Annotated in this window: 18 protein-coding genes; 5 read left to right on the forward strand and 13 right to left on the reverse strand. The window is 71.9% G+C overall.

The features are described from left to right. Complete coding sequence (locus tag WA640_RS04905) at nt 1-1482, reverse strand: glycosyltransferase (protein ID WP_335986366.1); 1482 nt, start codon at nt 1480-1482, stop codon at nt 1-3. A 251-nt stretch (nt 1483-1733) separates the two neighbouring features. Between WA640_RS04905 and WA640_RS04910 the strand changes: the two genes are divergently transcribed. Next, a complete protein-coding gene (locus WA640_RS04910; RefSeq protein WP_442904662.1) occupies nt 1734-2336 on the forward strand; it encodes an acyltransferase in 603 nt (200 codons plus the stop codon). Nucleotide 2337: 1 nt separating this feature from the next. Further along, nucleotides 2338-3426, forward strand: coding sequence for a non-hydrolyzing UDP-N-acetylglucosamine 2-epimerase (wecB, locus tag WA640_RS04915; RefSeq protein ID WP_335986368.1), 1089 nt, complete (start codon nt 2338-2340; stop codon nt 3424-3426). Nucleotides 3427-3487: 61 nt separating this feature from the next. On the opposite strand, the gene WA640_RS04920 is transcribed toward wecB, so the two are convergent. Continuing rightward, a complete protein-coding gene (locus WA640_RS04920; protein ID WP_335986370.1) occupies nt 3488-5035 on the reverse strand; it encodes a glycosyltransferase family 4 protein in 1548 nt (515 codons plus the stop codon). A gap of 226 nt (nt 5036-5261) precedes the next feature. Here WA640_RS04920 and WA640_RS04925 point away from each other — a divergent pair, with 226 nt between their 5' ends. Continuing rightward, the gene (locus WA640_RS04925; RefSeq protein ID WP_442904687.1) at nt 5262-6578 is read left to right on the forward strand and encodes a glycosyltransferase; all 1317 of its coding nucleotides are present in this window, start codon (nt 5262-5264) and stop codon (nt 6576-6578) included. Continuing rightward, the gene (locus tag WA640_RS04930) at nt 6575-8686 is read left to right on the forward strand and encodes a hypothetical protein (protein ID WP_335986372.1); all 2112 of its coding nucleotides are present in this window, start codon (nt 6575-6577) and stop codon (nt 8684-8686) included. Before WA640_RS04925 ends, WA640_RS04930 begins: the two co-directional genes overlap by 4 nt. Before the next feature lie 56 nt (nt 8687-8742). On the opposite strand, the gene galE is transcribed toward WA640_RS04930, so the two are convergent. The 7 genes from galE to WA640_RS04965 form a co-directional block, all read right to left on the reverse strand. Continuing rightward, nucleotides 8743-9723, reverse strand: a complete 981-nt coding sequence (gene galE / locus WA640_RS04935) for a UDP-glucose 4-epimerase GalE (RefSeq protein ID WP_335986373.1) — start codon at nt 9721-9723, stop codon at nt 8743-8745. Then, nucleotides 9723-11012, reverse strand: a complete 1290-nt coding sequence (locus WA640_RS04940) for a nucleotide sugar dehydrogenase (RefSeq protein ID WP_335986374.1) — start codon at nt 11010-11012, stop codon at nt 9723-9725. The genes galE and WA640_RS04940 overlap by 1 nt, the downstream gene beginning before the upstream one ends. 8 nt (nt 11013-11020) lie before the next feature. Beyond that, complete coding sequence (locus WA640_RS04945) at nt 11021-11947, reverse strand: hypothetical protein (protein ID WP_335986375.1); 927 nt, start codon at nt 11945-11947, stop codon at nt 11021-11023. Then, nucleotides 11947-12954, reverse strand: a complete 1008-nt coding sequence (locus WA640_RS04950; RefSeq protein WP_335986376.1) for a Gfo/Idh/MocA family oxidoreductase — start codon at nt 12952-12954, stop codon at nt 11947-11949. Before WA640_RS04950 ends, WA640_RS04945 begins: the two co-directional genes overlap by 1 nt. Further along, the gene (locus tag WA640_RS04955; RefSeq protein ID WP_335986377.1) at nt 12955-14043 is read right to left on the reverse strand and encodes a DegT/DnrJ/EryC1/StrS family aminotransferase; all 1089 of its coding nucleotides are present in this window, start codon (nt 14041-14043) and stop codon (nt 12955-12957) included. It abuts the gene before it with no gap. A gap of 180 nt (nt 14044-14223) precedes the next feature. Continuing rightward, nucleotides 14224-15927, reverse strand: a complete 1704-nt coding sequence (locus tag WA640_RS04960; RefSeq protein WP_335986378.1) for a stealth family protein — start codon at nt 15925-15927, stop codon at nt 14224-14226. A 103-nt stretch (nt 15928-16030) separates the two neighbouring features. Next, the gene (locus tag WA640_RS04965; RefSeq protein WP_335986379.1) at nt 16031-16819 is read right to left on the reverse strand and encodes a sugar phosphate isomerase/epimerase family protein; all 789 of its coding nucleotides are present in this window, start codon (nt 16817-16819) and stop codon (nt 16031-16033) included. Nucleotides 16820-16916: 97 nt separating this feature from the next. Between WA640_RS04965 and WA640_RS04970 the strand changes: the two genes are divergently transcribed. Continuing rightward, on the forward strand, nt 16917-17726 hold the full coding sequence (locus tag WA640_RS04970) for a hypothetical protein (protein WP_335986381.1): 810 nt from the start codon (nt 16917-16919) through the stop codon (nt 17724-17726). Between the two features lie 20 nt (nt 17727-17746). On the opposite strand, the gene WA640_RS04975 is transcribed toward WA640_RS04970, so the two are convergent. The 4 genes from WA640_RS04975 to WA640_RS04990 form a co-directional block, all read right to left on the reverse strand. Then, the gene (locus tag WA640_RS04975; protein WP_335986382.1) at nt 17747-19411 is read right to left on the reverse strand and encodes a CDP-glycerol glycerophosphotransferase family protein; all 1665 of its coding nucleotides are present in this window, start codon (nt 19409-19411) and stop codon (nt 17747-17749) included. Nucleotides 19412-19544: 133 nt separating this feature from the next. After that, the gene (locus tag WA640_RS04980; RefSeq protein ID WP_335986383.1) at nt 19545-21251 is read right to left on the reverse strand and encodes a CDP-glycerol glycerophosphotransferase family protein; all 1707 of its coding nucleotides are present in this window, start codon (nt 21249-21251) and stop codon (nt 19545-19547) included. 96 nt (nt 21252-21347) lie between these two features. Next, nucleotides 21348-22043 carry a phosphocholine cytidylyltransferase family protein gene (locus tag WA640_RS04985; RefSeq protein WP_335986384.1) on the reverse strand — a complete coding sequence of 232 codons (696 nt, stop codon included), beginning with the start codon at nt 22041-22043 and terminating at the stop codon, nt 21348-21350. 144 nt (nt 22044-22187) lie between these two features. Beyond that, nucleotides 22188-22901, reverse strand: a complete 714-nt coding sequence (locus WA640_RS04990) for an IspD/TarI family cytidylyltransferase (protein ID WP_335986385.1) — start codon at nt 22899-22901, stop codon at nt 22188-22190. Between the last annotated feature and the right edge of the window lie 35 nt (nt 22902-22936).

Below are 22936 nucleotides of genomic sequence, written 5' to 3' on the forward strand. Positions count from 1 at the left end.
TCAGGTGCCGAGGAGGCGTGCGTACAGGGTGGTGAGCCGCTTCGCCTGGCTGTCCCAGGTCCATTCACCGAGCGGAACCCGCTCAGCGTACGCCTTGCGGTACACCGCGGGATCGTCGAGCATGCGCCTGACGGCGCGCGTGAAGTCGGCGGTGTCCTCGGCGGTGAAGACCTCCCCCTGGCCGGTCTTGCGCACCAGCGCCGACATGGTCTTCACGTCCGAGACGACCACGGGGATGCGCGCGTGCGAGTACTCGAAGAACTTCGTGATGAGGGAGATCTCGTGGTTGCCCCAGTGGTGGATGGGGATCACGCCCAGGTCCGCCTCCGCCAGGAACGGCACGACCTGGCGGTGCGGCACGTATTCGAGGACGTGGACGCGGCCTGCGACCCCGAGCTCGGCGGCCCGCTCCTGCGTGCGCTTGATGTACCGCCACTGCGGGTACGACACGATGAGCGCGGCGTGGACGCCCGGCAGGTCCGGGAGGGCCTCGACGAGGATGTGCAGGCCGCGCTGCTCCAGCGGCGCGCCCGAGTAGACCATGAGCGGCGTGCCGGGGCCGATCCCGCAGCGCTCGCGCAGGCCCGGCACGGGCTGCTCGACCGCGCCCGACGTGTCGGGCACGTTCATGACGACCTCGGGGAGCTCCTTGAGGCCGTGCCGGTCGCGGAGCATCTCCGCGAGCAGCTCCGAGACGGTGACCACGGCGTCGGCGTACGGCGCGAACTCGCGCTCGTGGCCGATCTGCGCGTCCTTCCACCACGGGTGGCTCTTCCACGACTTCATGCCGGGCAGGTACTCGTGCGCGTCCCACACCAGCTTCACGTCCCGGCCCGCGGCCTTCGCGCGCAGCTTCGCGCGAGCGCCGATGCCGAGCATCTGGAAGTCGTTGGCGTGGATCAGGTCCGGGCGCAGCTCGTCCACGACGGGGCCGAACGACAGCTCCAGGTCCCACAGCGCCGGGTCCAGGCGCCGCCACGCCCGGTCGCCCATCGTCGCCTTCCAGAACCGCGCGGCGAGCCGGTCGACACGGCCCTTCGCGGCGGCGCGGTCCGCTTCGAGCTTCCGGGTCGCCTTGCGGCGCAACCCGGTCCAGCCCCAGAACACCCGGTACGCGGCCTCGCGCGGCGCCAGCGCGAGCGCCGACGTCCCGCGGGCCCGCTCGGTGTCGAGGTCGGCGCGCCACGCGCGCGCCTGCCGCTGCCGGTAGGCCGCGAGCGGCCCCGGCGGGTACGCGAGCGGCGAGCGCAGCCAGCCGCGGCGCATCTCGTGGCGGCGGCGGTCGAACACCCGGTTGACGGGCACGAGGCGCACCGTGGCCCCGCCGAGCGCCCACTCCTCGGCCTTCCCCGACGGCGACGCGCCGAGCAGGACGACCTCGTACCCCACCGCGGCGGCGGACTCGGCCTCCTTCTGCACGCGCGAATCGCCGGTGACGCCGTTCTGCACCAGCATCACGATCCGCCGGGGGTGCTCCGCCATCGTTCCTCCGTATTCAACCTACGCCCGCCGGTCGATCGGGGTCCGGCCTGCACATCGTACGAAACGCCGGTCTTCACCTGGCGTTTCCCTGAAGTTGGAGCGGCCGCGGCCTCGCGTTGGCGCACTGTTCGCCCACGGCAGCGCGACCGCCCGCCCCCGGCTTCGCCCCGGACGACAGTGAACGGCTCCTCGTATACTCAGTCGGTCCGATCCCGAGGCGGCCTCGCCGTCGAACCCGGAGAAAGCAGCGAATGCGTTACAGGGTCCAGGAAACCGCCCAGGTGCATGAGAGCGCGGAGGTCGGCGACGACTCCTCGGTGTGGGAGCTCGCGCAGATCCGCGAGCACGCCCGCCTCGGCCGCAACTGCGTCGTCGGCCGCGGCGCCTACATCGGCACCGGGGTGCGCATCGGCGACAACGTCAAGATCCAGAACTACGCGCTGGTGTACGAGCCCGCGACGCTCGCCGACGGCGTGTTCGTCGGCCCGGCCGCGGTGTTCACGAACGACCACAATCCGCGCGCGGTGGCCGCCGACGGCACGGTGAAGCGGGCCCACGACTGGGAGGCCGTCGGCGTCGACGTCGCCGAGGGCGCCTCCATCGGGGCGCGCGCCGTGTGCGTCGCGCCGGTGCGGATCGGCCGCTGGGCGATGGTCGCGGCCGGGGCCGTGGTCACCAGGGACGTCCCGGACTACGCGCTCGTCATGGGCGTGCCCGCGAAGCGGGCGGGGTGGATCGGCCGCACCGGCCGCCGCCTCGAAGCGGACGGCGACGGCGGATGGACCTGCCCCGACACCGGGGACCGGTTCGAGGAGAAGGACGGCACGCTCATCGAGATCGAGAAGGAGTCCTGACGTGAAGGTCGTCAGCATCGTGGGCGCGCGCCCGCAACTGGTGAAGCTCGGCGCGATCGCGAAGGCGTTCGCGGGCACGGAGCACCGGCACGTGGTGGTCCACACCGGGCAGCACTACGACCCCGAGCTCTCGGACGTGTTCTTCACCGAGTTCGGCATTCCGGAACCGGACTTCCACCTCGGCATCGGCTCGGGCAGCCACGGCGCCCAGACCGGTGCGATGCTCGCCGCGATCGACCCGATCCTCGACGCCGAGCGGCCGGACTGGGTCCTCGTCTACGGCGACACGAACTCCACGATCGCAGGGGCGCTCTCGGCGGTCAAGCAGCACCTGCCGGTCGCGCACCTGGAGGCGGGCCTGCGCTCGTTCAACCGGCGCATGCCCGAGGAGCACAACCGGGTCCTCACCGACCACTGCGCCGACCTGCTGCTGGCCCCGACCGAGGAGGCCGTGCGGCACCTGGCGAACGAGGGCCTGGGCGAGCGGGCCGTGAACGTCGGCGACGTCATGGTCGACGTGTGCTTCCACACCCGCGACGCCGTGCTCGCCGCCGGGGAGCGCCCCGAGCTGCCCGCCGGGATCGACCCCGGTGCGCCGTTCCTGGTGTCGACCCTGCACCGCGCCGAGAACACCGACGACCCCGAGCTCCTCGCCGCGCTCGTCGAGTCCCTCGCGGGCCTGCCGGTCCCGGTCGCGCTGCTCGCGCACCCGCGGCTCCAGGCCAAAGCCGACCAGTACGGGCTCAAGCTCACGCAGGGCTCGGTCGTCGCCGCGAAGCCGCTGCCGTACCGCCAGCTGGTGGCCGCGGTGCTCGCGTCCTCGGGCGTGGTCACCGACTCCGGCGGCCTCCAGAAGGAGGCGTACCTCCTCGGGCGCCCGTGCACGACGCTGCGCACCGAGACCGAGTGGGTCGAGACCCTTCAGGAAGGCTGGAACGTCCTCGTGCCGCGCCCCGACCGGCTCCCGGCCGAGGAGTGGCGGCGGACCGCGACGCGCCCGGCGCCCCAGGTCCGGCTCGACGACCCGTACGGGGACGGGACCGCGGGCCTCACGGTCGTGCGGACCCTCGAAGCGCACCTGCCGAAGTAGTCGACGCGAACGGGCCCCCGCCATCGCGGTGGGGGCCCGTTCGCGTCGCCTGGGACAGGCCCTAGTGCTTCGGTGCAGGGCCGATGAGCTCCTCGTACAGTTCGGTGTACTTGCGGGCCTGCCGCTCCCAGCTGTACTCCTCCAACAGGGCCGGGTCCTCGTACGCGCGCCGGTAGGACTGCTTGTCGGCGAGGATCCTCCGGATCGCCTCGGCCATGCTCGCGGGGTCGCCGGAGGTGAAGACCTCGCCGTTGCCGAGACGGCGGACCTCGGCGGCCATGGTCTTCACGTTCGAGACGACGAGCGGCAGCCGGGCGTGGGAGTACTCGAAGAACTTGTTCGGCAGCGCGATCTCGTGGTTGACCGACCCGGTCCGCATCGGGTGGATGCCCATGTCGGCGGTGGACAGGAACCGCGGCAGGTCCGCGTAGTGCACGTAGTCGCGGAAGTGGAGCCGGTCGGCGACCCCGAGCTCCTCGCCGAGGGCGACGAGCGACTTCCCGTACGGGCTCTCCATGCGCACCTTGGAGATGAGGAACGCCAGGTGCAGCCCGGGGACGAGCCGGGCGGCCTCGATCATGACGTCGATCTGGCGCTCGGGCGCGGCCCACCCGGAGTAGACCGCGAGCGGCGTGTCCTCGTCGAGCTTGCAGTCGCTGCGGACGTCGCCGGGGTCGGGCCGGGCCGGGCCGGCGCCGAGCGGCGCGTTGAGGACCACGGACGGCTCGCGGTCCAGGCCGTGGTCGGCCTGGAGCAGCTTCGCGAGCGGACCGGAGACGGTGACGACCGCGTCGGCGTACGGCAGGTACCGCCGCTCGTACCGGGTCAGCGCGACCTGCCGGGGCAGGGGGATCCCGTCGGAGTGGCCCGGCACGTACTCGTGCGCGTCGTAGAGGATGCGGACCCGCTTCCCCTCCGCGCGCATGCGGTCCGAGACGCGGGCGGCGATGCCGAGCGGGAACGCGTCGTGGACGTGGATCAGGTCCGGCTCCAGCCGCAGGATCTCAGGCCGGAACGCGAGCTCGAAACGGTGGAAGGCGATGTCGAGTCGCCGCCAGGCGCGGTCCCCGAGCAGCATGGTCCACCAGCGGATCTCCCAGCGCTCCAGGCGGCCCTCGCGCTTGACGAACCGGTCGCGGGCCTTGGACTGGGCCAGGCGCCGACCGATCCAGGCCCGCTGCACCCGGCGGCCGATGCGGCTGAGCGGCAGCGGCGGGCGCAGGAGTCCGTCGCGGCCGCCGGTCCCGGCCCGCTCCTGCCTCCGCGCCTCCAGCTCGATCCGCTCGATCTTGATCCGGTGGCGCCGCTGCCGGGCCCGGTCGGGGGTCCCGTACGCGAACGGGTACCGGAAGAACGCGACGCGGCGGCGCAGCGAGGGCGGCGGCGCGAGCTTCGGCAGCGGGACCTTGTGGACGCTGTACCCGTCCTGGCCGTAGTGCTGCTCCTCGCCGGTCACCGAGACGCCCACCAGGTGCACGTCCCACCCGGCCTCCGCCATCGACGCCGCGGCCTTCTGCACTCGCGAGTCGCCTTCGATGCGGTTGGGCACCACCATGACCACTCGGGCCGCACCCGGCTCGGGGCGCGCATCGGTCGTTGTCGGGTTCATCGGCGTCGCTTCCGTCGGCTGCTTGGGAGAGGGTGTGGCGGCACTCTACATCGGGCCTGGGAGGAAGGTTGCGCGCACCGGGCGCGAGAACCGGCACAATCGTGATCCGGCCAGCTCAGGGCCCTTCCGTTCCATGCTAACGTCCACTACTATGTCAGCGTTCTCCACAGGGGCCGCTCGGACCGAACGAGCACCCGGAACCGGGCGCGACGACCGGCGCCCCCACCTGATCTACCTCGCGGTGGGGTTCCCCCCGGCCGCGAAGAGCTGCGCGTACCGCATGCGCGAGACCGCCAACCAGTTCGCCGCCCGGGGCTGGGACGTCACCGTCGTCACCGTCGCGGACGAGTCCTGGGAACTCGACTCGGGCGTCGACCACACGCTCTCCGAGCAGGTCGACCCGCGCGTGGAGGTCGTCAAGCTCCCCCTCCAGCGCGACGACCTGGAGACGGACATCCGCCGATTCGGCGAGGAGCGCGCCCTCGCGCCGGCGCACTGGATCAAGGCCCTGCACCAGCGCCAGCGCGACGTGTTCCCCGAGGGGAGCTTCGGCGACTGGCGCGGCGCACTCGAAGACGCCGTGGTCGCCCTCCACAAGGAGCGCCCCGCCGACCTGCTGCTCGCCAGCTGTGTGCCGTACGTGAACCTGACCGCGGTCTGGCGCCTGTGGGAGGAGTCCCGCGTCCCGTACGCCATCGACTTCCGCGACGGCTGGTCGATCGATGTCATCGAGGGCCGGGAGGCCTTCGGCTTCGACTCCGAAGAGGGCCGCTGGGAGTCCAAGATCCTGGAGCACGCCGAGAGCCTGTGGGTCGTCAACGACCCGATCGCCGACCACTACCGCGCCCGCTACCCCGAGTTCGCCCACCGCGTGCACGTCGTGCGCAACGGGTACGACGCCGACTCGGCCCCCGGCCGCACCCACGGCGCCGACCCCGAAGCGGGCCTCGTCTTCGGATACCTGGGCACGGTCAACTTCTCCGTCGACCACCTCAAGCTCGTCCTCGGCGCGTGGAGCGCCGCGCGCAAGCGCGAGCCGCTGCTGGCGAACGCGCGGCTGGAGTTCCGCGGCCACATCGGCAACGGCGCCCGCCGCGGCGCCAACGCCCACGTCGAGCTGATGCACGCCGCCGCCGAGGACGGGGTCAGCTACGGCGGCCCGGTCGCGAAGGCGGAGGTCGCGTCCGTATACGCGGGCTGGGACGCGCTGGCGCTCATCCTCATCGGCGGCCGGTACGTCACCTCCGGGAAGGTGTACGAGTACATGGCGACCGGCCTGCCGATCGTGTCGGCGCACGACATCGACCACGACGCCTCGAACGTGCTCGAAGGGCACCCGATGTGGACCGGCTCGCGCGGCATCGACCGCGAGGCGATGGCCGACGCGTTCGCGAGGGCCGCGCGCCTCGCAGTCGAGTCCACCGACGAGCAGCACGCGGCCGCGATGGCGCACGCCGACCGGTTCACGCGCGAGATCATCATGTCCGAGGCCGTGCAGCGTATGGTCGACCAGTTGCAGGTTGGGAAAGGCCGCACCCAGTGATCGACGTTCTGTTCATCAGCAGCAAGACCTTCCCGATCAGCGCCGTCGCCGACACCGTGCGCCGCCTCGGCGACGAGGGCGCCCGCGCCGTCTACGCCGGGTCCGTCTCCGACAAGTGGATGGACGAGGTCGTCGCGAACGCGGGATTCGCGGAGACCCACCACCTGCCGCGCGCCAACAAGCGGCCCGCGGTCCAGCTCCCGGCCGGCGAGCAGGTGTGGCGGCGCAGCCGCTCCGACCGGTGGCTGCGGTCCCGGGCCCGCCGGGCCGATGTGCTCGTCGCGCTCGACGACGCCGCGGTGTACACCGTCTGGCAGCTCGCCCAGCGCAACCGCACCGCGAAGGCCGTCTACGGGTTCGCACCCGCGCTCAACGCCGTCCGTGCGCTGAACCGCGCCGGCGGGGCGCCGCGCCACGGCGTGTTCGCCCCCCCGGCACGGCTCGTCCTCCGCGGCATCGGCCGGGCCGTGCGGGAGCTCCCCGCGTCCGTCGAGCGCGTCCTCACCCCCCGTCCGGTCATGCGCCGGTCGATCGGCCCGAAGCTGTGGCGGACCGTGCTGCGCCTCCCCGGCCTTCCGGACGCGCTCCGGGCCCGGCTCGGGCGCCGGGTCGCCGAGTCCATGTACTGGGCCGGCCGGCCCAGCGGCGGCGCGTACGCGCTCGGCCTGGCCGCCGCGAAGATCGGCGACACCGAGCTCAAGGCGAATCTGCTCGACGAGGCGGTGAAGAAGGAGTTCCGCCGCGGCGTCCCCCCGGAGCAGACCGACCAGGCGGTCGAGGCCCTGCTCGCCCTCGCGGACGAGCGGTATGCGACCGGCAGGTACGAGGAGGCCGCCGTCAGCCTCAACCGGGCCCTCGTGGTCGGCTTCCACCGGGTCACCCACATCGACCAGCTGAGTTCGGCGCTGGCCGAGGACCCCGCGAAGTTCGTGAAGCCGTTCCACCGCTCCACCGCGCTCCAGGCCGTCATGACCCCGCGCGGGCGCCTGCGCCCGCCCGCCGCGGCCCCGACCGACCGGCCGCTGCGGCTGCTGGTGACGACCAGCGCGAACGACAACTTCCTGGGCCACATCCTCGACCGGTACCGCGCCCACCCCGACGTCGAGGTCCGCTACCTGGACATGGCCGCGCAGCAGTCGCTCAAGCGGGTCACCGGCTCGGACTGGCGGGTCGTCCAGGAGCGCATGGGCGGCGACAAGGCGTACGCCGAGGCCGTCGAGGGTCTGATGCGCCCCTACCTCGACTGGGCCGACACGGTGTTCGTCGACTGGTGCGTGGGCCCGGTCGCGATGCTCAACGCGATCGACCCCGGGGACACCCGGATCGTGGTCCGGCTGCACTCGTACGAGGCGTTCACGCGCTGGCCGCAGATGATGGACTTCTCCCGCGTGGACGACCTCGTGTTCGTCGCGGACCACGTGCGGGACATGGTCGTCGCGCAGACGCCGCAGCTGCGCGGCCCGCACGCCCCCGAGATGCACGTCCTCCACAACGCCATGCAGCTCAGCGGGTTCGCCCGCGAGAAGACGCCGGACGCGCGCTTCAACCTCGGCCTCGTCGGCGTCAGCCAGGTCGCCAAGGACCCTCTGTGGGCGGTCGAGGTGCTGGAGCTGCTCCGCGCACAGGACGAGCGCTACCGGCTGATCCTGGTCGGCGGCGACATGAACAGCGGGACGAGCCGCGCCACCAAGAAGTACCGGGACCGCATGGAGCGGGTGCTCGCTCCGCTGACCGAGTCCGGCGCGGTGCTGCGGCTCGGGCCGACCGACGACGTCGAGGGCAAGCTCGCCGACATCGGGTTCATCCTCAGCTCGTCAGTGCGCGAGGGCAGCCACAACGGCCTCATGGAAGGCGCCGCCAGCGGTGCGGTCCCGGTGGTGCGGGACTGGCCGTTCTACGCGGGCAAGGCGCACAGCGCCCGCACCCTGTACCCGGAGGGCTGGGTCGTGGACTCGCCCGAGGCGGCGGCGCAGCGCGTTCTCGAGTCCAACGCCACCGAGGAGTCCTGGCAGGACGACGCGAAGCTCGCCTCCGAGCACGCATTGTCCACTTGGGACTGGTCTGTGGTCAGCGCCGACTTCGACCGGCTGTTCCTCGGCGACCGCTGAGCGGCACGGCGACGAGGGCGCCTCCCCGGCCGGGGAGGCGCCCTCGTCGCTCGTACTCAGGCCCGCGCCTCCGGATGGCGCAGGCACCATCCCTCCCAGGCGGACTCGATCATCTCGCGCACGCCGTACCGGGCCGACCAGTCGAGTTCCTTGCGGGCCAGGTCGGCGGAGGCGATGACGCGCGCCGGGTCGCCCGCGCGGCGCGGGGCGATCTCGGGCCGCAGGCCCTCGCGCCCGGCGGTCTCCAGGATGACCGCCACCATGGCCGCGACCGAGGCGCCCTCGCCGCGGCCGATGTTGAGGACCAGCCGCGCCTGCGGGTCCGCTGCGAGGCGGCCGGCGGCGGCGACGTGGGCGGAGGCGACGTCGACGACGTGGACGTAGTCGCGTTCGCAGGTGCCGTCGGCGGTCGGGTAGTCGTCGCCGAAGACGACGGGGGCCTCGCCCCGGGTGATTCGGTCGAAGACCATCGGGACCAGGTTGAACACGCCGGTGTCGGCGAGCTCGGGGGTCGCGGCGCCCGCGACGTTGAAGTAGCGCAGGCAGGCGGTGGCCATCCCGTGGGCGCGGCCCGCGGCCTGCACCAGCCACTCGCCGGCGAGCTTCGTCTCGCCGTAGGGGCTCATGGGCGCGCAGGGCGTGTCCTCGGTGACGAGGTCGACGTCCGGCATGCCGTAGACCGCGGCGGAGGACGAGAACAGGAACCGCCGCACCCCGGCGGCGACCGACGCCTCCAGGACCGTGCGGAGCCCTTCGACGTTCTCGCGGTAGTACTCCAGGGGCCGCTCGACCGACTCGCCCACCTGCTTCTTGGCGGCGATGTGGACGACGCCGTCGAGCCCGTGCGCGCGCAGGGCGCGGTCGAGGGCCTCCCGGTCGAGGACGCTGCCGCGCTCGACCGCCACCCCGGCGGGGAGGCGGCCCGGGTCGCCGGAGCTGAGGTCGTCGAGGACGACGACCCGCTCGCCCGCGGCGGCGAGCTCGCGGACCACGTGGGCGCCGATGAAACCGGCGCCCCCGGTGACCAGCCAGCTCATCAGGCGGCTCCGCCGAGGACGATGTGGCGGCGCCCGTCCCACGCGGCGGGATCGGTGATGCGGCGGCCGTCGAGGAGGACCCGCACCTCGGGGAGGTCGGCGGGCGAGAGGGACCGGTACTCGTCGTGGTCGGCCTGGACGACGGCCGCGGTCACGGTCTCGCCGCGGTGCGGGGTCAGGCCCTCCTCCTCGATCTCGGCCTCGGTGTACATGGGGTCGGACACGAACGCGTTGGCGCCCTTGGCCTTCAGGGACTCCACGAGCGGGTAGACGCCGGAGAACGCGGTCTCCTTGACGCCGCCGCGGTAGGCCGCGCCGAGGACGAGGACGTTCGCGCCGGCCAGGTCGCCGTAGGCGGCCTGGAGGACGTCGGCCGCGTAGGACGGCATGGCCGCGTTCGCCTCGCGGGCGGCGCGGACCACGGTCGCCTCGGGATCGTTCCACAGGTACATCTGCGGGTAGATCGGGATGCAGTGGCCGCCGACGGCGATGCCGGGGCGGTGGATGTGGCTGTACGGCTGCGAGTTGCACGCCTCGATGACCTTCAGGACGTCCAGGCCCTGCTTGTCGGCGAAGCGCGCGAACTGGTTCGCGAGGCCGATGTTGACGTCCCGGTACGTGGTCTCCGCGAGCTTGGCCATCTCGGAGGCCTCGGAGGAGCCGAGGTCCCACACGCCGTTGGGCTGCGGCAGGTCGTCGCGCTCGTCGAAGTCGAGGACGGCCTCGTAGAAGGCGACGCCCGCAGCGGCCGAGGCCGCGTCGATGCCGCCGACGAGCTTCGGGTAGCGGCGCAGGTCCGCGAAGACGCGGCCGGTGAGCACGCGCTCGGGGCTGAACACGAGGTGGAAGTCCTCGCCCGCGGTGAGCCCGGAACCCGCTTCGAGCATCGGCGCCCAGCGCTCGCGGGTGGTGCCGACCGGGAGGGTGGTCTCGTAGGAGACGAGGGTGCCGGGCTTGAGGCCCTTCGCGACGGCCTGGGTCGCGGCGTCCATCCAGCCGAAGTCCGGGACGCCCTGGGAGTCGACGAACAGCGGGACGACGATGACGACGGCGTCGGCCTCGGCCACCGCCGCGGCCGTGTCGGTCGTCGCGGTCAGGGAGCCGTCGGCGACGACGGTCTTGAGGAGCTCGTCGAGGCGGTGCTCGCCCGGGAAGGGCTCGACGCCGCCGTTGACGGCCTCGACCACCCGCGGGTTGACGTCGGCGCCGATGACTCGGTGACCTTTGGAGGCGAACTGGACGGCCAACGGCAGTCCGATCTTGCCCAGGGCGACCACACAGATCCGCATTGCTCGGTTCACTTTCTGAAGTCCAACAGTTTGATTCGGGAGAGGCCCCGCAGCAGGGCCCGCTCGTCGACCCTGATCGACAGGGCCCGGCGGGGTCCGGGCTCGGCGGTGAGCCCGCGCGGGAAGCCGCCCTTCTGGAAGAAGCCGCGAGGGGCGTTCAAGGGCAGGTCGTACGTGAATTCCCTGAGCGTCGCATAGGCGCGCAGCTCCCAGCGCCCGACCCCCAGGGCGGTCAGGCGCTCGGTGGGCAGCCGGGCCGTCACCGCGGTGAGCGCGCCCTCGGGGCGGACCTCGACCTCGGCCTCGATCTCGGGGCCCGCGCCGTCTCCGGCGGGGACGGCCGCGCGCGGCGCCTGGGCCGCGCCCTCCGGCAGGCGGACCGCCCCGACGCGGACCGCTCCGGCGTCGAGGCCCTCCACGGGCAGGAAGAACGAGTGCTCGACCGCGTAGTCCTCGCGGCGCACCCCGGTCCACACCAGGTAGCGTTCGCGCAGTCCGCGGGCGAACCGGACGGTGACGCGTTCGGTCGCCGCCTCGAACCACTCGTCGGGCAGGTCCCGGGACGGGTCCCGGAAGCCCGCGTAGCGGGCGAACAGCCGCCCGTCCTCGACCAGGAACCGGGGGGCGGGCTCGCCGATCGCGGCCTCCAGCAGCGAGTGCTCTCGCCGCTGGGCCAAGGAGATCCGGACCCGCTTCTCGGTGGGCAGGCGGCGCCGCAGCTCCTCGGTGAGGTGCGCGTCGGCGAGCTCGGCCGCGGCGGCCCAGCAGGCGGCGCGCTCGCCGGGGGCGAGCGCCAGCGCCTGCGGGGCGAGCACGGCGGCGAGCTCGTCGGCGAACGCCCGGTAGACCGCCTCGCCGTCCGCCTCCGCGGCCAGGCGCGCGGCCGCCGCCAGGCGATCGGCCTGGCCGGTGCCCGGCGGGACGGCGGTCGGCATCAGCGGCCCTCGCCGCCCAGGTCCACGGTCCTCCCGGTGGCCGCCGAGTGCAGCATCATCTCCGAGACCGCCACCGTCGCGGCGCCGCGGTCGAGGTCGACGATGTCACTGGGGCGGCCGAGGACCGCGTCGCGGAAGTGCTCGTGCTCGACCAGGAGCGGTTCGCGCTTGCGGATGGCGTACCGGACCATGTCGCCCTCGGAGACGCCGCGGAAGTTGCTGATCGCCTCCCATTCGGTGTCGACCACGCCGTTGGCGTAGAACGTGAGGTCGGCGGTGAGCGTGTCGGCGACGAAGCAGCCCTTGTCCCCGGTGACGACGGTGGTGCGCTCCTTGAAGGGGCTCAGCCAGTTCACCGAGTGGTTCGCGATGGCGCCCTTCTCAAGGTGGCCGACCGCGGCCACCATGTCCTCGTGCTCGCGGCCGGAGCGCGAGACGGTGCGGGCGCTGACCGACAGGTACGACTGGCCGGTCACGAAGCTGGTCAGATCGATGTCGTGGGTGGCGAGGTCCTTGACGACGCCGACGTCGGCGATGCGTCCGGGGAAGGGCCCCTGGCGGCGGGTCGAGACCTGGAGGATCTCGCCGAGTTCGCCGGCTTCGAGGCGGTCGCGCATGGACACCACGGCCGGGTTGAACCGCTCGATGTGGCCGACGCCGGCGACGAGGCCGCGGGAGCGGAACGCCTCGGCGAGCTTCTTCGCGGCTTCGGCGGTGTGTGCGAGCGGCTTCTCGATGAGCGCGTGCACGCCGGCCTCGGCCAGCGCCAGGCCCACGGATTCGTGGAACGCGGTGGGGCAGGCGACGACGGCGTAGTCGATGCCGAGGGCGACGAGTTCGTCGACGGAGTCGACCAGGGCCGCGCCGAGCGGGGCCGAGGACTTGTCCGCGATCGGGTCGGCGACGGCGACCAGTTCGACGCCGTCGAGGGTGCCGAGGACGCGGGCGTGGTTGCGGCCCATGGCCCCGAGGCCGATGAGGCCGGCGCGCAGCTGCTTGTCGGTCACTTACGCCTCCAGCGCGTTCACCGCGTCGATCACGCGGTCGAGGTCGCTCTCGCTGAGCGAGGGGTGGACGGGGATGGAGAGGACCTCGGCCGCGGCCTTGTCGGTCACGGGGAGCTCGACGTTCATGTGCGCGTACGGGATGAGCTTGTGGATCGGCGTCGGGTAGTAGACGGCCGAGCCGACGCCCGCGGCCTTGAGCCGCTCCAGGGCGCCGTCGCGGTCGCCTTCGACACGGACGGTGTACTGGTGGTAGATGTGGCGCGCGCCCGCGGCGACCGGCGGGGTCGTCACGGTCTTGATGGCGGCGTCGAAGCGCGCGGCGTTGGCGCGGCGCTGCTCGGTCCAGCCGTCGAGCTGCCGGAGCTGGACGCGGCCGATGGCGGCGGCGACGTCGGTCATGCGCATGTTCGCGCCGACGATCTCGTTCGCGTACCGCTGCTCCATGCCCTGGTTGCGCAGGAGGCGGAGCGTGCGCGCGAACTGCGCGTCGTCGGTGGAGACCATGCCGCCTTCGAGCGAGTGCATGTTCTTCGTCGGGTAGAAGCTGAAGGTCCCGGCGATCCCGAAGGACCCGACGGGCTTGCCGTCGACTGCCGCGCCGTGCGCCTGGCAGGCGTCTTCGAGGATCGCGAGGCCGTGCCGCTCGGCGATCTCGACGAGGCGGGTCATGTCCGCGGGGTGCCCGTACAGGTGCACGGGCATGATCGCGACGGTCTTGGGGCCGATGAGGGCCTCGACCTGCGCGGGGTCGATGCAGAACGAGCCGGGCTCGATGTCGGCGAACACGGGGTCGGCGCCGACGAGGCGGACCGCGTTCGCGGAGGCCGCGAAGGAGAACGACGGGACGATGACCTCGTCACCGGGGCCCACGCCCATCGCCATGAGCGAGAGCTGGAGGGCGGAGGTGCCGGAGTTCACCGCGACGCAGTGCGCTGTCCCGGAGACGGCCGTGAACTCGTCTTCGAACGCGGCCACTTCGGGGCCCTGCACAACCATGCCGCTGCGCAGTACGGCGACGGCGGCCTCGATCTCTTCCTCGCCGATGTGCGGCTTGGCGGGGGGGATGAACGCCCCGTTCGGGTCTGGCATGGGTTCCCCTGGGAGTGAGAGTCAATGCGGACTTGCCGCCTTGCGGGCGCCGCGCCCGCGGTGGCGGGCGCTCCGGTCCCTGGTGGGCGGTGCGCCGTCGATACTACAGAGGCAAATTCCGGTAAACGAATTCAGAACCGGGGGGAAACCGGAACCGAACATTAAGGGTGTAATGGCTGCTCAGCGGCGCTCGTACGGCGAGGGGAACGGGAAGTAGCGGTCGAGGAAGCCGCGGACCATGGCGTCGATCTCCTCGGCCCGGTCGGCGGGGGTGTCGACGTCGTTGACGCAGAAGAACTCGACGTCGCGGTTGGCGGCGAGCTCGTCGAGGCGTTCGGCGGCGCCGGCCTCGGCGACGTCGATGTACAGCAGTTTCGAGACGCCGGGGACCGCACGGCCGGTCAGCAGCGAGTAGTGGTGGAGCATCCCCGAGAACTCGATGTCCGCGGGGTCGCGGAAGCGCGAGCGGGCGGTGGCGGCGACGGCGTCGCGGTAGCGGTCGGCGAGCTCGAAGGCGACCTGGCGCAGTTGCGGCAGCGGGATGTGCTTGAACTTGTTGACGGTGAAGCGGCCGAAGTCGCGCTCCAAGAGCGCCCGGACGTTGCGGCCCGCGAAATTGGGGGCGGAGTCCTCGGGCCGGGCCTCGCCGAGGCCGATCTGCATGGAGGAGAACGGCGCCCGCGCGATCCCGTTGGCGTGGAAGAACTGCTCGGGGCGGCTGGGACCGCCGAAGCAGACGTCGTCGTTGAGGACCAGGTAGTGGTCGGCGAGGCCGGGGATGCGATGCAGCTGCGTGGTGATCGCATGGGAGTTGAACACGGGGAGGACCGAGGGGTCCTCGAAGATCTCCGCGTGGTCGACCAGGTGCAGGCCGGGGGCGCTCGTGTCGAGCCAGTCGGGGGTCTGCCCGGCGGTGACGAGGTACACGTTGCGGAGGAACGGCGCGAACGTGTGCAGGGACCGCAGGGAGTACTTGAGCTCGTCGCGGTCGGTGTAGCGCGAGAGGCCCGAGAGGTGGGCGTGGTCGCCGGTCTCGCCATGGAGGTGGCGCAGCCGCTGCGCCTCCCATTCGGGGTCGGCGCCGTCGACCCACATGTAGACGGCGTCGACGGGGAAGTCGACGTCGTCGACGAGCTTGCGGGTGAACGGCTCGAACGCGGGAAGCTTGCGGTCGGCCACGGCGCGCTCGACGGGGACGCGGGCCTCGGCCGGGAGGACGTCGGCGACCCGGTTGGGCCGGGGCGCGACCCATGTGCCGGGGAACATGGACGCGGGGATGCGGACCTTGACGCGGTGGAGCTTCTCCTCGAAGGCCGGGTCGGCGGCGAAGACCTCGCCATCGCGCCAGAACTCGACGTCGCACCCGTATTCCAGGCCGCCGAGGACCTGCCCGGCGGGGCCGAGGAGGAAGCGCCCGAATCGCAGGGATTGGCCGCGCTTGACGTCGTCGGGGAGGACACCTTCTGCGTAGAGCGCCGGCTCGGTCTTGAGGTCGTCCCCGCGGCCGGTGCGGGCCACGTACAGCTCGGTGTCGCCGTGCCGGTCCCGGACGGCCTCCAGGAACGCCTTCTTGTCGGCGTGGCGCACGCCGACGACATGGCGCGACGGTTCGATGCCGGGGACGAGGAAGTACTCGACACCTGCGGCCTCGCACGCGTCGGCGACCAGCCGCAGGTTCGCGTCGGCGGCTTCGGCGGCGGTGAAGGACGTGACGGTGCGGCCCACGTAAACGCGCCCGTCGCGCTCGAAGGACCGAAGGGCCGGGTCGGCGAGGAGGGCTGCGCGGCCGCGCGCGGCGGTCCGCTTGCGGCGGAGCCGGGTCGGAAGGAGGCGACCGGCGACGCGCCGCACGATCCCCCGGGTGCTCCGCTGCTGGTCCGGCATCGGTCCTCCTGTGTGGTCCATCGGATGGCACCCCGATAATACAGGCGCAACACCGAGTTAACGCCGTGCGAACAACGCGTTGAGGGGAGGTCGGGCGACGAGGTCAGGCGGTGAGCGCGTCCCGCGCGAACTTCAGCGACTCGTGCAGGTCGTCGGCCCGGCGGGTCCGGTTGCCGCTCTTGCGGGTCGACACCTCCACGGTGATCGACCCGTCCCAGCCGGCCTTCCCCAGCGCCCCGAGCAGCTCCCCGCACGGCTGCGTCCCGCGGCCGGGCACCAGGTGCTGGTCCGCGCCCGGCGCGGTCCCGTCGCACAGGTGGATGTGCCTGAGCCCCTTGCCCATCCGCTCGGCCATCGCGAGCGCGTCGGCCCCGGAGGCCGCGCAGTGCGACAGGTCGAGCGTGTACGAGTCGTACCCGTGCCGGGTCGGGTCCCAGTGCGGCCGGTACGGCACCAGGTTCCGCTTCCCGACCTTGAGCGGGAACATGTTCTCGACCGCGATCGTCACCCCCGGGTACCGGGCCCTGAGCCCGTCGAGGACCGTCGAGAACTTCGCCGCGTAGTCCCGCTGCCACGAGAACGGCGGGTGGATGACCACCGTCGGGGAGTCGAGGTATTCGGCGGCCTGCACGGACCTGCGCAGCCGCGTCCACGGGTCGGCGCTCCACACCCGCTGGGTGACGAGGAGGCACGGGGCGTGGACGGCGCCGATCTTGACGCCGTAGTGCTTCGCGAGGCTGGCCGCCGCCGACGGGTCTTGGGAGACCCGGTCGGTGAAGACCATCAGCTCGACCCCGTCGTAGCCGAGCTCGGCGGCGAGCTCGAACCCCACCGCGGTGGGCTCGGGGTACACGGACGTGGTCGACAGCAGAACCGGGACGGACTGGGTCACGCCCACCAGGGTACGCCGTGTCCGAAACCGGCCGTCGGCTTCGTGGTCAGCGCGGCGTGAACCGGTCCTGAACGTGCGGTGCAGGTACCGTTGACGGATGACCGACGAGGTGCCCGCGGACTTCGACCGCGAGTGGGTCGAGTTCTTCGATCCCGCTGACTCCGACACGATGGTCCGCGCCGACCTGACCTGGCTCCTGTCCCGCTGGGGGTGCATCTTCGGCAGGCACCCCGACCAGGGCGGCTGTCCCGGGATCGAGAAGAGCCGGCCCGCGGACGGGTGCTGCCTGCACGGCGCGTTCTACACCGACGAGGCCGACATCCGCCGCACCAGGGAGATCGTCAAGAAGCTCACGCCCGAGACGTGGCAGCTCCACCGCAAGTGGAAGCACACCATCGTCGACGACACGCTGGAGAACGACGAGGGCGAGGAGGAGCCCGCGAAGAAGACCGCGGTCGTCGACGGCGCCTGCGTCTTCCACAACCGCGAGGGCTTCCCGACCGGCGCCGGGTGCGCCCTGCACCAGCAGGCGATGCGCGACGGCGTCCACCCCATGGAGTACAAGCCCGAGGTGTGCTGGCAGCTCCCGGTGAAGCGCGACTTCAAGACCGAGCACCGCGCCGACGGCACCGACGTGTCGGTCACCCTCATCACCGAGTTCGACCGGGCCTCCTGGGGTCCCGGCGGCCACGACTTCGACTGGTGGTGCACCGGCTCGCCGCTGGCCCACACCGCCTCGGAGCCGGTGTACCTGTCGTACGCCGTGGAGCTGACCGAGCTGCTCGGCGCGGCCGCCTACGAGAAGCTCGCCGACCTGTGCGCCGAGCGCGAGCGCCGCGGCCTGGTCGCCCCGCACCCGGCGAGCACCCCCTCACCGGAGCGCCTGCCCGCGCCCCGGCGGATCTGAACCGGGCGCGCGGGAGCGGCTCAGGCCGCGGCCTCGACCGCGGCGACGGTCTTGACCACCGGGGTCGCGTACGTCTCCCGCACTGCCGAGGCGAACACCTCGAACAACTCCCCGGGCTCATGGTCGCCGAGGTAGTACACGCGGGTCGCGGCCCGCTGGGCGGCCTTGGAGTCGGTGTCGAACAGCTCGGCCATGACCGCCTCGGCGTTGCCGGCGCCAGGCTCGAGGAGGTAGGCGCCCTCGGCGACCGGGAACTCCTCCAAGTAGCCGCCGCGCAGCCCGCGCGGGTCGGTCATCGCGAACGGCTTGCCGCTGTAGAGCCAGTCGGAGGCCGCGCCACTGATGTCGCACACGGCCGCGTCCGCGGCGTTCACGCAGTCGGCGAGGGAGACCGATTCGGCCGCGGGTCCCCAGCGGTGGGGCAGGCGGCCGGCGTCGGCGGCGAGGATCGCGCGGATCTCCTCGGCGTGCGCCTGGTACGCGGCGTTCGTGCTCGTGTACGGATGGGTGCGGAAGTGGACGGCGACGCCGTGCGCCAGCGCCGCCTCGACGATCGCCTTACCCTCGTTCAGCGACGAGTAGTTGACGTCCTCGGTGAAGCCGGTCCACGTGGGCGCGTAGAGGAGCACGGACGGCTCGTCGGGGCCCTTCTCGCGCGGGCCGACGTTGATGCCGTGCAGCTGCGGGCGGCCGACGAGGCGGAACTTCCGGTCGGGGATGTCGACGCCGTGGCGGTGGTAGCGGTCGACGCCGGCCTGCCCGGCCACGAACACCCGGTCGTACATGAGCGACAGCGCCGAGCGCGAGATCGCCTTGTCGGAGTCGCCGTGCATGAGCTGGATGTGCAGCAGTTCGCCGTGGCGGATGAGCGCGGTGTTCTTCTGCGCGTGGTTGGAGTAGAAGCAGGCGCGGACGCTCTCGGGCAGGAGCTTGTCGAGGACCGACTGGCCGGGGGCGAGCACGACCGGCGCGCTGGTGCACGCCACGGTGCCGGGCATGAGGTGCGCGTCGCGGACGAGCACCAGGTACGGGTCCCCGATCTTGTCGAAATACGGCAGCCACATCTCGATCTGGTACTCGGAGAGGCGCGCGCCGCCGAAGTGGACCACGTACTTGGGCTGGAGCTTCTCGACCGCGGCGACGACGGCCCGGTCGATCGGGTGCGACTCGCGGCTGCGGCGCACCAGGTTCGCGACGACCGCCGCCCCGGCCCAGGCCAGGCCGGCCACGACGAGCGCGAGTGCGGAGGTGTCGGCGGCCGACACCTCGGGAACCGCCCCCGCCAGCGGGAGCGCCGCGGTCGTCGCGCCGACGACGACCGACACCACCGCCGGGGAGGCGGCGCGGCCGCGGCCGCTGCGCGGCACGTCGAGGTTCGCGGTCTCCAGGAAGGACGTCTCGAGCGCGGCCTGGGCGAAGCCGGCGACGGCGAAGAACCCGGCCGCCGCGAGGCACCCGGCGGTGAGGTACCAGCGTTCCGAGGACTCGGCGGCCACGAGGACGGCGGCGACGGCGAGCAGCGACGCGGTCCGCCCTCCCACCAGGTCGGCGCGGTACGTCCACGTGGCGAGCGCCAGGACGATGAACGCGAGGGCGTACGTGACCAGATGCAGTTCCTGCACGGCCGAGACGGCGACGGCCGCGATCGCGAGCACCTCGTACCGCTGTCTCCACAAACGGGACATGTCGACTCCAATGTCATCAGAGTTAATGAGCAGTTAACTCGATATGAAGTAAACACGAAGTCCGTCATGGGAAAGTTGCAGGTTCCCCGCAAACCGTTTCCACCCCTTTCGGCAAGGGGCCCTTGCAGATCGGTCAGGCTCTGACGAGCGCGGACTCGCCGGTCGCGACCTTGCTCGGCGCCTCGTTGCAGGTCACGCGGACCTCGTCGACGAACAGCGGAACGAGCTCCTCCGGGGCGTGGTCGCCGAGGTAGTACTCGCGGACCTCGCGGCGCAGGACGGCCTTGGAGTCGGTGTCCAGCAGCTCGTCGAGGACTTTCTCGATGTTCCCGGCGTCGGGTTCGAGGAGGTAGGCGGCCTTCGCGAGCGGGAACTCCTCCAGGTACCGGTCCCGGTACCCCTTGGGGTCGGTCATCGCGAACGGGCGGCCGCTGTAGAGCCAGTCCGAGGCGGTGCCGGAGATGTCTGAGATCGCCACGTCGGCGGCGTTGACGCACTCGGTGAGCGACACTTCGGACTCGGCCTGGGCCCCCCACAGGTGCGGTCGGCCGGTGCGGGCGGCGTCGGCGGCGATGAGGGCCTTGACCTCGTCGGCGAGCGCCTGGTAGGCGGCGTTGGTGCGCGTGTAGGGGTGGGTGCGGAACAGCAGTGTCACATCGCGGTCGAGGATCGCCTCGACGATCCGGCGGGCCTCCCGCAGGGACGAGTAGTTGACGTCGGCGGTCAGGCCGGTCCAGGTGGGCGTGTAGAGGACCACCGGCCGGGCGTCCTCGACCTTCTCACGCTCGCCGACGCGGATGTCGTGCAGCTGCGGGCGGCCGATGCGCCGGAACTTGTAGTTGGGGATGTCGACGCCGTGGCGGTGGTAGCGGTCGACGCCGGCCTGCCCGGCGACGAAGACCCGGTCGTACATGAGCGAGACGGGGCTGCGGCTGATCGCCTTGTCGGAGTCCCCGTGCATGAGCTGCACGTGGAGGTACTGGTCGAGCTTGACGAGCTGTGCGTTCTTGACGGCGTGGTTGACGTAGTAGCACGCGCGGACGCTCGTCGGAAGGATCGTGTCGAGGACGCTCTGCGCCGGCACGAGGACCACGGGCGCACTGGTGCGGGCGACGACCCCGTCGTAGAGGTACCGGTCGCGCACGAGGATCAGGTAGGGCTCGCCGACCTCCTCGAAGTACGGCAGCCACATCGCGAGCTGGTAGTCCGACTGGCGCGCGCCGGCGAAGTGGACCACGAACTTCGGCTGGAGGCGCGTCACGGCGGTCATGACCCGGCCGTCGACGGGGTGGGACTCGCGCTTGCGGTGGAAGTAGCCCTCGGCGACACCGGCGGCGGTCCAGGCGAACACCGCCAGGGTGGCGACGGCGAAGACCGCGTCCACCGCGACCGCGGCCGCGCCGGTGGCCAACGCGGCCGCCCCGAAGGCGACGCCGAGGACGCTCACCAGCACCGCGACCTTCGGCGGCGTGATCCACTGCTCGCGCACGGAGCGCTCGATGTCGAGGTTCGCGGTCTCCAGGTAGCCGACGTTGAGCGCCTTGGCGGCGAGGTCGGCGTACGCGACGAAGACGGTGAACGCGCCCCCGGCGACCAGCAGCGGCCAGCGGTCGAAGCCGGCGGTGCCCCAGACCGTGATGAGCACCGCGAGCCCGCCCAGCGTGCGCGAGATGCGGTTGGCCGTCAGGGTGCTCGGCGACCGCCAGGCGACCATGCCGAAGACGGCGAGGGACAGGAGGAGTGCGATCCAGGGCCGGGACCCCAGGACGACCGCGGCGGCGACCGCCGCGACCGCGATCAGGTTCAGCTGGATCTGCAGGGACTTGATCAGTGTCTTCAACGCTCCGCGCCTTCGGCTTGGGTCGTGCGCGCGGCGCCGGGCCGGGCCCGGTGCCGCGCGGTGGCTGACGAGTCGGTCACTCCTGCGGGACCGGTCCTACTTGAAGTGCTGGTTGACGCTGTTGAGGTCTTCGGCGAAGTCGACCTCGATGACGTTGTGCTGGGAGATGTCGACGGCCTCGAACTTCAGGCCGTCCTTCTCGATGGCGAGCTCGATGCCGCCCTCGAAGTAGTCCTGGTCGTCGACCTCGGCGAGGCGCTTGGCCACGAGCGCGCGGTCGTCGGCGGACACGTAGTTGATGCCCACGGCCTCGCCGAGGGCGCCTTCGGAGACGCGCTTGGAGAGCTTGTTGATGTAGCCGTCCGCCCCGAGGGTGTACTTGACCTCCTCCTCGGAGACCTTCGCGGTGTTGACGGCGATGAAGGAGTGGTCCATCGCGATGTGGGGCAGGAGCACGTCGAGGACCTGCGGGTCGAACACGACGTCGCCGTTGAGCCAGAGCACGCCGCCGGGTCCGAGGATGTTGAGCGCCTTGAGGAGGCTCTTGGAGGTGTTGGTGTCGCCGTACGCCTGGTTGTAGATGAAGCCGACGTCGGGCACCTCCTCCATGATCATCTCCTTCTTGTACCCGACGACGAGGTGGATGGAGTGGCGGTTGAACCGCGAGGTGAGCAGCCGCAGCGACCGCCCGAGGATGGTCTCCCCGGTGTTCAGCGGAGTGAGGGACTTCGGGTGCGGCTTGCCGAGCCGGGAGCCGACGCCGGCCGCCAGGATCACGATGTTCGTGGACATGTCGAGTGCCACCTCGTTCGGTTTAGGTGCTGGATCGGTGCAGTTTACCTAGCTGAACAGACGATGAAGCCGTGCCCGACACCGGGTCCGGGACCGGATCACAGGCGGATCCGCCGCCGGCCTGGCCCGTCGGGGACGTCACGATCACCGCCTGAGCAGGGCTTCCGCCACCGCGAGGTCGGAGGGTTCGGTCACTTTGAGGTTGCGCTCGCTGCCCGCGACGATGCGGACGGGGACGTCGGGCCGGTACCGGAGGACGATCGAGCAGTCGTCGGTCGGGGCGAAGTCAGGGTCCGCCGCGGCAGCCTCGTGGGCGGCCGCGATGAGTCCCAGCCGGAAGCCCTGCGGCGTCTGCACGCGGGCGAGCCGCGAGCGGTCGGGCACTGCGGTGATGCGCCCGCCCTCGACTTCGACGACGGTATCGGAGGAAGGTATCGCGGCTGTAACGACGGGGTTTACTTCGAGTTCATCTACGACGGCGGCGATGATGCGGGCGCTGACGAGCATCCGGGCGGCATCGTGGATCAGCAGCCGCGTCTCCGGAGTGGACCACGGCTGGGCCTGCGCCCACCGGATGGCGGCGACCGACGAATCGACCCGCGTCGCCCCGCCGGCGATCACCGCCGAGAGTTTTGTCACATTTGCGGTTTTGGCTATGGTCCACGCCGCCTCATGGTGCCCCTCGGCCATCACGAGGACGATCCGGTCGACCGCCCCGCTCGCCTCGAAGGCCTCCAAGGTGTGCCGCAGCACCGGCTTCCCGGCGACCTCGAGCAGCTGCTTGGGAACGCCGGCGCCCATGCGGGCGCCGGTCCCTCCGGCGAGCACGGCCGCGATCGTCGGCTGGTCGGTCGGCACGTCGGTTCTCCCGGTCTCGGCGGCGGTCTGCCGGA

It is taken from the genome of Glycomyces sp. MUSA5-2 (assembly GCF_037034145.1).
Lineage (GTDB): Bacteria > Actinomycetota > Actinomycetes > Mycobacteriales > Micromonosporaceae > Glycomyces > Glycomyces artemisiae.

What these genes read in the sequence shown, in the direction of transcription:
- WA640_RS04905 (WP_335986366.1), bottom strand. Translation starts at nt 1,482, where the DNA reads ATGGCGGAGCACCCCCGGCGGATCGTGATGCTGGTGCAGAACGGCGTC.
- WA640_RS04910 (WP_442904662.1), top strand. Translation starts at nt 1,734, where the DNA reads ATGCGTTACAGGGTCCAGGAAACCGCCCAGGTGCATGAGAGCGCGGAG.
- WA640_RS04920 (WP_335986370.1), bottom strand. Translation starts at nt 5,035, where the DNA reads ATGAACCCGACAACGACCGATGCGCGCCCCGAGCCGGGTGCGGCCCGA.
- galE (WP_335986373.1), bottom strand. Translation starts at nt 9,723, where the DNA reads ATGAGCTGGCTGGTCACCGGGGGCGCCGGTTTCATCGGCGCCCACGTG.
- WA640_RS04940 (WP_335986374.1), bottom strand. Translation starts at nt 11,012, where the DNA reads ATGCGGATCTGTGTGGTCGCCCTGGGCAAGATCGGACTGCCGTTGGCC.
- WA640_RS04945 (WP_335986375.1), bottom strand. Translation starts at nt 11,947, where the DNA reads ATGCCGACCGCCGTCCCGCCGGGCACCGGCCAGGCCGATCGCCTGGCG.
- WA640_RS04955 (WP_335986377.1), bottom strand. Translation starts at nt 14,043, where the DNA reads ATGCCAGACCCGAACGGGGCGTTCATCCCCCCCGCCAAGCCGCACATC.
- WA640_RS04960 (WP_335986378.1), bottom strand. Translation starts at nt 15,927, where the DNA reads ATGCCGGACCAGCAGCGGAGCACCCGGGGGATCGTGCGGCGCGTCGCC.
- WA640_RS04970 (WP_335986381.1), top strand. Translation starts at nt 16,917, where the DNA reads ATGACCGACGAGGTGCCCGCGGACTTCGACCGCGAGTGGGTCGAGTTC.
- WA640_RS04975 (WP_335986382.1), bottom strand. Translation starts at nt 19,411, where the DNA reads ATGTCCCGTTTGTGGAGACAGCGGTACGAGGTGCTCGCGATCGCGGCC.
- WA640_RS04985 (WP_335986384.1), bottom strand. Translation starts at nt 22,043, where the DNA reads ATGTCCACGAACATCGTGATCCTGGCGGCCGGCGTCGGCTCCCGGCTC.